Source organism: Nocardia mexicana NBRC 108244, assembly GCF_001613165.1.
Classification (GTDB): Bacteria; Actinomycetota; Actinomycetes; order Mycobacteriales; family Mycobacteriaceae; genus Nocardia; species Nocardia mexicana.
Map to the genome: position 1 here is coordinate 1 of NZ_BDBV01000158.1, position 11,852 is coordinate 11,852.

11 protein-coding genes are annotated in these 11,852 nt (G+C 70.4%); 4 read left to right on the forward strand and 7 right to left on the reverse strand.

Annotation, left to right across the window (positions count from 1 at the left end):
* On the forward strand, positions 1-214 hold a 214-nt coding region (gene sepH, locus NM1_RS43270; protein ID WP_255286282.1), incomplete at its 5' end, for a septation protein SepH.
* 273 nt (positions 215-487) lie between these two features.
* The gene (locus NM1_RS40225) at positions 488-1,222 is read left to right on the forward strand and encodes a DUF6928 family protein (RefSeq protein WP_246011714.1); all 735 of its coding nucleotides are present in this window, start codon (positions 488-490) and stop codon (positions 1,220-1,222) included.
* Between the two features lie 7 nt (positions 1,223-1,229).
* On the opposite strand, the gene NM1_RS40230 is transcribed toward NM1_RS40225, so the two are convergent.
* Together NM1_RS40230 and NM1_RS40235 are read right to left on the reverse strand one after the other, a co-directional pair.
* Positions 1,230-1,514 carry a DUF2537 domain-containing protein gene (locus NM1_RS40230; protein ID WP_068033025.1) on the reverse strand — a complete coding sequence of 95 codons (285 nt, stop codon included), beginning with the start codon at positions 1,512-1,514 and terminating at the stop codon, positions 1,230-1,232.
* On the reverse strand, positions 1,511-2,314 hold the full coding sequence (locus NM1_RS40235; RefSeq protein ID WP_114699864.1) for a TrmH family RNA methyltransferase: 804 nt from the start codon (positions 2,312-2,314) through the stop codon (positions 1,511-1,513). The genes NM1_RS40230 and NM1_RS40235 overlap by 4 nt, the downstream gene beginning before the upstream one ends.
* Positions 2,315-2,495: 181 nt before the next feature.
* On the opposite strand from NM1_RS40235, the gene NM1_RS40240 reads away from it, so the two are divergent.
* Positions 2,496-2,855, forward strand: a complete 360-nt coding sequence (locus NM1_RS40240) for an FKBP-type peptidyl-prolyl cis-trans isomerase (RefSeq protein ID WP_068033029.1) — start codon at positions 2,496-2,498, stop codon at positions 2,853-2,855.
* A gap of 15 nt (positions 2,856-2,870) precedes the next feature.
* Here the strand turns inward: NM1_RS40240 and NM1_RS40245 are convergent, their stop codons facing one another.
* The 5 genes from NM1_RS40245 to NM1_RS40265 form a co-directional block, all read right to left on the reverse strand.
* A complete protein-coding gene (locus NM1_RS40245) occupies positions 2,871-4,046 on the reverse strand; it encodes a YhgE/Pip domain-containing protein (RefSeq protein WP_068033031.1) in 1,176 nt (391 codons plus the stop codon).
* A 90-nt stretch (positions 4,047-4,136) separates the two neighbouring features.
* Positions 4,137-5,522 (reverse strand): sensor histidine kinase, encoded by a 1,386-nt coding sequence (locus tag NM1_RS40250; RefSeq protein WP_084520504.1) that lies wholly within the window; start codon positions 5,520-5,522, stop codon positions 4,137-4,139.
* On the reverse strand, positions 5,519-6,229 hold the full coding sequence (locus tag NM1_RS40255; RefSeq protein WP_068033032.1) for a response regulator transcription factor: 711 nt from the start codon (positions 6,227-6,229) through the stop codon (positions 5,519-5,521). The genes NM1_RS40250 and NM1_RS40255 overlap by 4 nt, the downstream gene beginning before the upstream one ends.
* Before the next feature lie 103 nt (positions 6,230-6,332).
* Positions 6,333-6,719 (reverse strand): hemophore-related protein, encoded by a 387-nt coding sequence (locus tag NM1_RS40260; RefSeq protein WP_068033034.1) that lies wholly within the window; start codon positions 6,717-6,719, stop codon positions 6,333-6,335.
* 111 nt (positions 6,720-6,830) lie between these two features.
* The gene (locus NM1_RS40265) at positions 6,831-8,972 is read right to left on the reverse strand and encodes an AMP-binding protein (RefSeq protein ID WP_084520505.1); all 2,142 of its coding nucleotides are present in this window, start codon (positions 8,970-8,972) and stop codon (positions 6,831-6,833) included.
* A 318-nt stretch (positions 8,973-9,290) separates the two neighbouring features.
* On the opposite strand from NM1_RS40265, the gene NM1_RS40270 reads away from it, so the two are divergent.
* Positions 9,291-11,852: ATP-binding protein (locus NM1_RS40270; protein WP_157124122.1), on the forward strand; the 2,562-nt coding region annotated here is incomplete at its 3' end.

Genomic DNA, 11,852 nt, shown 5'->3' on the forward strand with positions numbered 1-11,852 from the left:
GGCGCCGACGCAGCCCGCCGAACCCGCGGCGCCCGCCACACCCGCCGCACCGGCCGCGAGCGCGCCGGCGGAGCGGTCGACGCAGTCCGCGCAGTCCGGTAAGGCGGCCAACACGAAGCCGGCCGGGCAGAAGTCCCGTTCCAAGCGCAACGGCAAGGCGCCCATGCCGTCCTGGGAAGACGTGCTGCTAGGGGTGCGCAGCTCCGGTCACTAGTCCCGGCCAAAAGCATGCCGGGAATGACTGGGCTGTGCATGCTGGGTATGGCTGGGCTGTGCATGCCGGGGTTTTCAGGGAAGGCATCTTGACACGCGCGCCCGGAATGCGAAGCGCAGCGTTTTCGGGCGTTGGGGGAGTAGATTTTTCGTATGCCCCCAGTACGTTCCGGGCGGGCATCGGGCAGGTCGGGGAGTCGGGGCGGCGTCCGATTCCCGAGGTTTGCTCGAGAGTAGCTATGCTTACTCGTACGAGGATCGGGAGGTGTCGGAAGTGCCATCTACAGCTTCGTCCCTCTGGTACGTCGACGACCCCGATCCGGTGGCGGTGCTCCGCGAACACCCCGATCCGGATCCCGAGGCGGCGTTGGCACTGGCCAAACAGCTCAATCCCGAGCGTGACGTGGTACCGGCGGCCTCGGGCACGCTGAAGGTGTGGGCCGGGCCGGATCCCGGATCGATCTACATCGGCTGCTATCCCGGGGTGACGGTGGTGTGCACCACCCAGGCCGCGCTCGGCCGCCCGACGCAGCTGCCCGACCTGCTGGTGCGTCCGCTGGCCTCCGAGCACACCTATCTCGTCTCCTATGACATCCCGCACGGCTGGGGCGCGTTCGCGCATTGGGAGCGTGGCGAATTCCGCCGTGCGTTCAGCGCCACCCGGGTTTCCATTCTCGAGGACGAGGGCCTGCCGCTGGTGTGGGAGCGGCCCTACTGGGCCGGTGAGCATCCGGTGCAGCTGCAGCCCGGCGAGCTGCCCGACCCCCAGATCCTGCCGTTCGACCCGCCCGCCTTCGCCGACGAGGCGAACCTCGAATGGCTCGGATTCCGTTATCGCGGAGCGACTTGCGAGGATGCGCTCAAACCGACCGACGTCGCCGTGTGCGGGTTCAGCCTCTATCCGAAGGGCGAGGCGCCGCCGCCGGTCGTCCCGGAGGAGCCGAAGGCCCCGGAGCACAACGGAAAACGCTGGTTCGGCTGGCTGCGCGGCCGGGATCGGGTGTCGTAGGGCCGCGCTAGGAGGAGACCGCGGCGATCAGCAGGGTGATCCAGCCGAGTAGTACCCCCGCTCCGATTCCGCCCAGTACCCATCGCGTCACGGGGGTGTAGCGCCAACGCCACAGGGTGGGCGTCGCACCGCCCACGGCTATCACGTTGACCGCCACCGCCAGTACCCAGTGCACGTGGGCCAGCGCGCTGCCGAACGAGAACACTCCGGCGGCGGTGAGCACCGCGACGAGGCTCGCGACGGCCAGCCCGGCCGCCCACGGCGTCGGTTCGGGTCCGTGCGGGTTGCTCACGAGATGCGGACCCTTTCGTAGAAGGCCAGCGCCGCAGCGGTGGCCACGTTCAGTGAGTCGGTGCCGGGTGTCATCGGAATGCGCGCACGCACGTCGGTGGCGCGCATCGCCGCCTCGGTCAGGCCCGGGCCCTCGGCGCCGAGCAGCAGCGCCACCCGGTCGCCGGTAGCCGCGGTCGCCAGGTTCGCCGCGGCCGGGTCCGGAGTCAGCGCGATGATCTGGAAACCCTTGGCCCGCAACGACTCCAGCCCCTCGGGCCAGTGTGGCAGGTGTGCGAACGGCACCCGCAGCACATGCCCCATCGATACGCGCACCGCGCGCCGGTACAGCGGATCGGCACAGCGATCGCCGAACAGTACCGCGCCGGCGCCCAGCCCGGCCGCGTTCCGGAAGATCGAGCCGATGTTCTCGTGATCGTTGACGCCCTCCAGCACGGCCACCGTGCGGGCCTCGACCAGCGCCTCGTCCACCGACAGCTCCGGTGGCCGCCGGGCCGCGGCCAGCACACCGCGATTGAGATGGAAGCCGACGACCTCGGCCATCACCTCCGCGGTGGCGCGGTAGTAGGGCACGTCCACCCCCGCGAGGTCCGCCGCCAGCGACTCGTACCGGCGGCCCACCCCCAGCAGCGCGAACGGCGGGAACCGCGAGGCCAGCATGCGCTGCACCACCACCACGCCCTCGGCGATCACCAGGCCCTTGCGTCCCGGCAGATCGGGCCGACGATCCGCGGAGTTGAGATCCCGGAAATCGGCGACCCGGGGATCGGCGGGGTCGTCGATGTCGATCACTTCGGCCACGGGCATCCATCATGCCCTGCACGCGACGCGCCGAGTCCGCGGCTGCCCACCGACGGCAGTTCCCGCTGCGCACAGCGGTGCGGACCGCCGCGCACCTGCGATTCGAGCGGCCGGGTGGTTTCGCCGGGGCCGCTATGGTGAAAACTGTGTGTCGGCAAATCCATCCAACGGAAGAGGACGCATGACCAAGCCCGAAGTCGAGTTCCAGGAGGGTCCCGCGCCCACTGAGCTGGTGGTGAAGGACATCGTCGTGGGCGAGGGTCCCGAGGCGGTGGCCGGTGGCACGGTCGAGGTGCACTACGTGGGCGTCGAGTACGACTCGGGCGAGGAATTCGACTCCTCGTGGAACCGCGGCGAATCGCTCACCTTCCCGCTGCGGGGCCTGATCCAGGGCTGGCAGGACGGCATTCCGGGGATGAAGGTCGGCGGCCGTCGCCAGCTCACCATCCCGCCGGAGCTCGCCTACGGCGCCGAGGGCGCGGGTCACCAGCTGTCGGGCAAGACGCTCGTCTTCATCATCGACCTGCTGAACGCCGGCTGATTTCTCCCCGTCGAGCTAATCACGCACCCGCACTATCTCCACGGGGTCGCTGAGGTTCGTCGCGATCGCCGACTGTTGATTGCTGCTGCGCACGGGCAACGCATTGAGCGCGTTGCCCGTCTGCGTGTTCAGGTTCGACACGATCTGCTGCAGCTGCTGCACGCCGCCGGTCAGCGCCTGGATCGCGCCGGTCAGCTGGGCGGCGCCCTGATCGGCCAGCTGCGGCACCTGCTGGGCCAGCTGGGCCCCCTGGTTCAGCTGCGCCCCGGCCTCCGACAGCCGGGTCGCGGCATCGCGTAGCAGCGCGCTCACCGGGGTGTTCGGGTCGGTGCTCGATCCGGTGAGCTGGGCGAAGCCCTCGAGCTGGGTACCCGCCTGGCTGGAGATGCCCTGTAGCGCTTCGAGTTTGCCGGTGATGTCGGCCAGCCGCGGGTCGTCCGCGAACGGCAGCGCGCGGATCAGCGGCAGCACCTGGTCCAGGCCGGTGCTGAGCGCGGTGGCGGTGCCGGAGACCTGGCCGATCGTGACGCCGGTCGCGTCCAGCGCGCCCGCGAGGCTGTTCGCCTGCGTGGTCGCGGCTCCGAGGGCGCTGTTGAGCTGGTCGATTCCGGAGGTCAACTGACCGGCGCCGTCCTTGGCGGTGTTCAGGAAGCCGAGCATCTCGTCGGCGCCGCCGGTGAACTGCCCGGAGGCGTCCGCCGCCATCTGCACCCCGGCGCCGAGCAGCTGCGTGGTGAAGGCCACCTGCTGCACCGAACCGCGCGCCGTGGTGACGGCCGCGAGCGCCTGGTCCACGCCCGCCGCGGAGATCCGGCGGGTCACCTCGTTCACGGCGTCGTTGACCAGGTTCGCGTCGGCGTGCGCGTTGGTGTCGACGGTGACCTGCGCGCGCTGCGGCTTGGCGGAGGCCAGGGTGCCCAGCGAGGACGACAGGTCCGCGGGGAGCGTGACCACCGCCGCGTAGTCGTCGGTGCTCAGCTGGTCGGGCTCGGCGACGGTCCAGTCGTGGATGCCGCCGTCCTGCAGCCCCTTCACGATCTTGGCACCGGTCGGGCCGGTGTCGGTGTTCACGATGGCGACCGCGGAGGGGGCGGTGGTGGACTGGCGTAGCAGGAGTGCGCCGCCGGTCGCCGCACCGGCGATGAGCAGCACCGCGACGACCAGGATCCAGCGAGTTCGTTTTCCGGCCACACAACAGACCGTAGAGGTTCGAGATGGTCCGGTGCTGGCGCTTCTCTGAGGATTCGGTAAGGGTTGCGGATCAGCGAAAGATCATGGCGTTCAAGACGTCTCGGCTTCCGCCGCCGCGTCACGGTCCGGCAACATCAGCACCAGGCGGACCCCGCCGAGCGTGCCGTCGTCGAAAAACGCTCGCCCGCCGTGCAATTGGGCCTGCTGGGCGACCAGCGCCAGGCCCAGGCCGGAGCCGCCCTTGCTGGCCCGGCTACCGCGGAAGAACCGCTCGAACACCGCGGCGCGCTCGTCGGCCGGAATGCCGTGGCCGTTGTCGTCGACGGAGATCACGATGAATCCGTCGGGCGTGCGGTGCGCCGACACCAGCGCCTCGGTGGCGCCGCCGTGCCGTGCCGAGTTCGTCAGCGCGTTGTCCACCGCCAGGCGCAGTCCCGTGGGCAGGCCGCGGGTGATCAGCTCCGGGTCGGTGTCTATGCGGACCGTCAGCCGCGGGAAGTGCCGCATGGCGTCGTGTGCGGACTGGTCGACCAGGTCGCCCACATCGGTCTCGACGTGGTCCTGGTCGCCCGTGAGCTCCCCGGCGGCCAGCCGCTCCAGCGCGGCCAGCGTCGCCTCCACCCGGCCCTCGCTGCGCTGCAGGTCGGTGAGGATCTCCGTGCGCTGCGCCTCGTCCAGATCGAGGGTGCGCAGCACCTCCAGGTCGGTGCGCATCGCGGTCAGCGGGGTGCGCAGTTCGTGTGCGGAGACCGCCGCGAAGTCGCGTGCGGTATCGAGCGCGGCGGCGGTCTCGGCCTGCGCCCGGTGTACCCGCTCCAGCAGCGAGTTCACCGCGTCGGCAAGCTTTTCGGCCTCGCGGACGCCGGAGCTGTCGACCGGGGCCTCGGGCTCCCCGGTGCCGCTGCGCGCGCCCACCTGCCGGGTGAGGTCCACGATCGGGCGCACCGCGCGCCCGCCGAACACCCAGCCCAGACCGGCCGCGGCAGCCACCGCGAGCCCGGCCGCGACCAGCACCCAGCGCCGCTGCTCGGAGGTGGCGTGGTAGGCATCGGTCAGCGGGATCGCCATCGACACCGTGCGGCCCGGCGGCTGGTTCTCGGTGGTGGTCAGCACCCGGAACGGGGTGTCGTCGATGGTCAGCGTCCGCGAGCCCGGCTCCGAATCCGGCAGCCGGACGCTGGTGGAGGACACCACGTCACCGTGCTGGCGCACCGTCACCGCGATGTCGTCGTTCGGCCCGACCAGCGACAGCACCCCGACCGCGATCACCGGCTGCATCAGCACGATGCGCGAGGCGATGGTCAGCTCCTGGTCGGCCTGGGCCAGGTTGTTGCGTTCCAGCGCGCGCACCGAAACCCAGCTCAGTACCGCGGTGATGATGATGGCGCCCAGCGCCGCCGCACCGGCGACACGGGTGCGCAGGGAGTACGACCGCCGTCGGCGGAACCTGCCGGAAACCGCAGGGGCGCCGGTCATTTCGGCGCCCGCAGCACGAACCCGACGCCGCGGATGGTGTGCAGCAGGCGCGGGGTGCCGTCGATTTCCAGCTTGCGGCGCAGATAGCCGACGAAGACGTCGACCACGTTGGTGTCGGCCGCGAAGTCGTAGCCCCACACCAGTTCCAGCAGCCGCTCCCGGCTCAGCACCACGCCCGCATTGCGCGCCAGCGTCGACAGCAGCTCGAATTCCCGCTTGGTGAGCTCGATTTCGCTGCCGTGCAGCAGCGCGCGGTAACCGGCCACGTCGATCTCCAACGGGCCCACGGTGATCGCGCCGGGCGTGACCGGGGCGGCCGCGGTATCGGTGCGGCGCCGCAGCAGCGCCCGGATCCGCGCCACCAACTCGGCCAGCACGAACGGCTTCACCAGGTAGTCGTCGGCGCCGGACTCCAGCCCGGCGATCCGGTCACCGACGGAATTGCGCGCCGACAGCACGCAGATCGGCACCTCGTTACCCATCGCCCGCAGCGCCGTGACCACCCCGGCCCCGTCGAGCACCGGCATGTTCATATCGAGCACGATCGCATCCGGGGAATCGTCGCTCACGCAGCGCAGCGCCTCCGCCCCGTCGCGCGCGATCAACACCGCGAACCCCGACAGCCGCAACCCCCGCTCGACCGACGCCAGCAGGTCCTCGTCGTCATCGACCAGCAGCACCTTGGGAGTATCACGCTCGCTCGTCACAACAACCCATTCTGCCTGGACGGAAGGGTCCGGCCCGCCCGCGCAACGCGCAGGGCGGGCCGGGGCCTCCCGGCCGAGAGCATGCCGGGATGACGAGGCGGCGTCAGTAGTTGTGGCAAGAGTCGGCCACGGCCTGGATGGTCTGGCTGGCGCCGGCGGCGCGCGGATCGTTCTCCGCCTGCTGGGCCGCCTCCGGATGCTCGTTCATGTACTGCTGCACCTCGGCGCGGCGCTGCTCGACCGGCTTGTCGAACGTCTGCTGCAGCACCGCCTTCTGCTGCGGGTTGGCATCGAGTTGCTGGGCAAGCTGCGGGTTCTTGTCGTGCAGCGCGGCGTCGACCTGCGCGAAGGTGCAGTCCGAGTTCAGCAGCGGGGCGAGCATCTGGGTCGGGTCCGCGGAGGCGGTGCCGGGGATGAGCAGGGCGGCGCCCGTAGCGAGGCCGCCGACGGTCAGGACGGCACCGGTGAGGCGGGCACGTAACGAGGTCATGGTGTTGGCCTTTCGGGTCGGAGCTCGGCCGCCGAGTACGACGGACGGTTCGACGCTAGGGCCAGGTTCTGATCGTCGGATAAGCCGACACTGAGAAATCTGTGAGGGCCGTCACCGAACAGCGGTGTGACCGTCGGCGGGAGTGTCCGTCGAATCGTTGGCGTCCGGCTCGGGGACGGTCTCGCCGCCCCGCTGCTCGGCGGCCCGGCTGGCGAGGATCTGGTCCTCGAGCGCGATCAGCACCGACGGATCCTCGATGGTGGCGGGCATCTCCGGGCTCTCGCCCGACGCGATCTGGCGGATACTGCGCCGCAGGATCTTCCCGGACCGCGTCTTCGGTAGCGCGGCGACCACGATCACGTCGTGCAGGGTGGCGATGGCGCCGATCTGCTCGCGCACCCGCTCGATCACCTCGGCGCGCAACCGCGCCTGATCGATCGCCGACCTGTCCTCGCCCGGCCCGCCGCCGCGACCCGTCTTCAGCACCACGTAGGCGATCGGCCGCTGGCCCTTCAGCTCGTCGGGGACGCCGATCACCGCGCATTCGGCTACCGCGGGATGCCCGGCGACCGCGGCCTCGATCCCGCCCGCCGACAGCCGGTGCCCGGCCATATTGATCACGTCGTCGCTGCGGCCGAGGACGAACAGGTAGCCGTCCTCGTCGAAGAATCCGGAATCGCCGGTCAGGTAGTGGCCCGGGAACGCGGACAGGTAGGAGCGGACGAATCTGTCGTCGTCGCCCCAGAGGGTGGTCAGGGTGCCGGGCGGCAGCGGCAGGCCGATCACGATGTTGCCCTCGGTGCCCGCCGCGACCGCGTCGCCCTCGTAGTCGAGCACCCGGATCCGGTAGCCCGGCACCGGCACCGAGGCGGAACCCGGCTTGACGGGAAGTTCCTGCAGCCCCAGCGGATCGGCGCAGATGGGCCAGCCGGTCTCGGTCTGCCACCAGTGATCCACCACCGGGCAGTCGGGCTTATCGGCGAGCAGCGTGTCGCGGGTCCACTCGAAGGTGGCGGGGTCCAGCCGCTCACCGGCGCAGAACAGTGCCTGCAGCGTCGACAGGTCGTGGCGTCTGGCCGCCGCGGCCTCGGGATCGGCGCGGCGGATGGCCCGCAGCGCGGTCGGCGCGGTGAACATGACATCGACATGGTGCTGGTCGATCAGGCGCCAGAAGGTGCCGGCGTCGGGGGTGCCGATCGGCTTGCCCTCGTACAGCACCGTGGTGGCGCCGACCAGCAGCGGCGCGTACACGATGTAGGAATGCCCGACGACCCAGCCGATATCGGAGGTCGTCAGCATCACCTGGCCGGGACGCACGGAGTAGATGTTGCGCATCGACCACGACAGCGCGACCGCGTGGCCGCCGTTGTCGCGCACCACGCCCTTGGGCTTTCCGGTGGTCCCGGAGGTGTAGAGGATGTAGAGCGGGTCGGTGGCCGCGACCGCGACCGGCTCGGCCGGTTCGGCGTCGCGCACCATGTCTTCCCAGTCCAGCCATTGTGCCGCAACCGTTTCCGAGGAGCCGGGCAGATGCTCGGTGGCGGGCTGCGGTGCGGCGAACCGGATGGTCGGAAATCCGTTGCGCTGCTTGACCACCACGTGCCGGGGGGCGGCCTGCTCGACCTGGTCCAGCGCCTGCAGCACGATCGGCGGGTATTCGATGCGCTTACCGGGCTCCAGGCCGCCCGACGCGGTGATGATCAGCACAGGCTCGGCGTCATCGATGCGAGCGGCCAGCTCATGCGCGGCAAATCCACCGAATACGACCGAGTGCACCGCGCCGATCCGGGCGCAGGCCAGCATCGCGATCACGGCTTCCGGGATCATCGGCATGTAGATGACGACGCGATCGCCGGTGCGCACGCCCAGCCGCAGCATCGCGCCGGCGAAGTGGGCGACCTCGTCCAGCAACTCGGCGTAGGTGTAAACGACTGTGGCGCCCGTCATAGCGGAGTCGTATATTAGGGCGGGTTGGTCGGCGCGACCGCCGGTCGGCGGGAGTTCGGGATCCGTCGATTCCGGGTCCGTCGAGCCCGCTTCCGGTGTGAGTTCGCGCACATGCCGGTCCAGCGCGTTGTAGGAGGTGTTGAGGCGAGCATCGGGAAACCAGCGAGCCGTCGGACGGGCGGTGCTGTCGAGGATCTGAGTGGGTGCAACTTCCCAGCTGATGGCCTCTGCGGCGGTACGCCAGAAGTCGGCGGGATCGACCAGGCTCGTCTGGTAGGTGGGCCGGTACTCCTGCTTCGCGTTCAACCGTGTGACTCCCTGCCTCGCCTCGATGCCCGCCTCGATAGATCAGCCTGATTGTGGCAGACTTCACGCGACGTCCGGGCGGGCGCCGCGACCTTTGATTTTGTCTGGAATAGGCAGGTCAACGGCTGGACGTTGCCAACAGGTCACACAAGAAGTTATTGATCCGTTAGAATCGCATGCCACATATGTCGGCCGTCATGGACGCAATTTCTCGGCCAGCCGCAGCTCTCGGCCAGCTCCGTCTGTCGAGCCCAGCGCGAGAACGTGGGAGGCTCGCTGATGGCGCATGGCCGGGGCCAGTTTGGAAAGTGAGTGGAGATGCGTGACGCCGCTAGGTCCGGTAGGAAGCGTTGGGCGCTTGGTAACTGGGACCTGCGTTGGAAGGTCACGGCGGTCCTCGCCGTCCCCCTCCTCGTCGCGGTGGTGCTCGGTGCCTCCAGGATTGCGGCCCAGTTCGGCGACTCCAGCGAACTGGACACCGCGGTCAAGCACGTGCAGACCATCCCGGCGGTCACCGGCCTGAGTGCCGCCGCGGCCGTCGTCTCCGGTGAGCAGATGGTCATGATCGGACCCGGCCAGTCCCTGGTGCAGGATGCCGACCTGACCCAGCTCGACAACGCCATCACCTCCGCCGAGAAGGCGGCGCCGCGTCTGGACGGTGTGCCCGGCGGCCGTGCCGCCATCGACGGGATGATCAACGGGGCGAAGGCGGTTCGCCAGGGCGGTAAGGAGCCGACGGCCACCGTCGAGGAGGCCCTGAACCAGGAAGAGACGATTCGGCAGAACAGCGTCCGGACCGTGGAGGCGATCGTGCAGACGATCTCCGACCCCGGTGTCGAGGCGGCGAAGCTGCGCCTGGTCGACTCGCTGAACACTCGCGCCGTGATGGTCTCCGAGGCCGCCGGTATGGCCGAGGCGCTGCGTGGCAACCCCAAGGACGGGTTGCGCGACATGCAGATCGCCGCCAACACCGAGCGGCAGATGCTGAGCATCCTCACCAATCGCTTCCCGGACGGCGATCCGACCATCGCCAACCTGAATCAATTGGTCAACACGCGGATTCAGCTGGTCACCGGTCCGCAGGCGGCGGCGGGTCAGATCCCGATCCAGGATCTGCGGCAGTCGGTGCTGGACAGCCTGTCCGAGTACACCAAGATCGTGGGCCAGTCCACGGCCGAGATCGACCGCCAGGTCAAGGATCTGGCCGACGGCGCCCGCACCGGCGCCATCCGGTACGCGGTGATCGTGATCGCCACCATCCTGGCGGCCCTCGTGCTCGCGGTGCTCATCGCGCGCTCGATGATCGTCCCGCTGCGCAAGCTGCGCCTGGCCGCGCTGCGCGTCGCCGAGCACGACCTCGGTCACGAGGTGTCCCGGCTGCGCGACGGCGCCAGCCCGGAGGATGTGCCGCTGGAGCCGATGCCGGTGCACACCGAGGAGGAGGTCGGCCAGCTCGCCCGCGCCGTCGACGACATCCACGGGCAGGCGCTGCGCCTGGCCGCCGATCAGGCCGCCATGCGTACCCAGGTCAACGACATGTTCGAGACCCTGGCGCGGCGCTCGAAGTCGCTGGTCGACCATCAGCTCACGCTGATCGAGGCGATGGAGTACGACGAGAAGGATCCGCGCCTGCTGGAGAATCTGTTCCGGCTGGACCATCTCGCCGCCCGCATGCGCCGAAACGGCGACAACCTGCTGATTCTGGCCGGTACCCCGAAGCAGCGCCGCGGTAAGACGGCGCCGGTCGAGGTCGCCGACGTGCTGCGTGCGGCCATCTCCGAGGTCGAGGACTACGAGCGGGTGAAGCTCGGCGCCACCCCGCGCGGCGCCATCACCGAACCGGCCGCCTCCGACCTGGCGCACCTTTTCGCCGAGCTGCTCGACAACGCGCTGCGCGCCTCGCCGCCGGAGACCGACGTCAAGTTCACCTTCGCCCAGGCGCACGATCAGGGCCTGCTGATCGAGGTCGCCGACCGCGGTATCGGTATGCCGCCGGCGGAGATGGCGGAGATCAACCGCCGCTTGGAGAACGTCGCCGAGGTCGGTCCCGACACCGCGCGCCACATGGGTCTGTTCGTGGTCGGCCGGCTGGCCGAGCGGCACGGGCTGACCGTGCGGCTGCGGCCCACGTTCGATACCGCTCGCGATCCGGGCGTGACGGTCACGGTGCACGTGCCCAAGCCGCTCATCGTGACGCCGGGCGGCGTCGGGGTGCAGATCCCGGCGCAGCAGCAGCCGACGCAGCAGCAGGCGCCCGCGCCGCAGCGGCAGGCGCCGTCGTCGATGCAGACGCGCGGGGTCACCCGCACACCGAGCGGCAACATGATGGTCACCGTGGATCCCGGTGGGAGCGGGCCGATCCGGGCCGGTTCCGACCGCGGGTCCGACCGTTCCGGGGCCGATCGCGGGGAGCACCCCGCGGCCGCCAACGGTGCCCCGGTGAACGGCACCGCCACGCCGAACGGCGCCCTACCGCAGCGCCAGCCCGGCACCGCGGCACCCGGGCTGCCCAAGCGCCAGCCCGGCGCGAACGGCCCCACGGTCCGGCAGAATGTGGCCGGGCCCGACGGCCGTCCCGCCGACGCCGCGAAAACCGGTCTCCCGCAGCGGGAACCCGGTGCGAACGGCCCGCAGGCACCGGCGGCACAACCCGGTGCGAACCTGCCGCAGCGCGGCGGTACCGCGCAGCCGCAGGCCGGACTGGCCGCGAACATGCTCAAGCGCGCGCCCGGTGCCGGTGGGCAGGCGCCCGGTGCCGGTGGGCAGCAGCCCGCCCGGCCGTCCGGGCTGACGGGGCTGCCGCAGCGCCAGGCCGGTGGTGGTCTGCCGCAGCGCGAAGGCGCCGCGCCGCGCGAGGGTGGCGGCCCGCCGCCGCGCGAG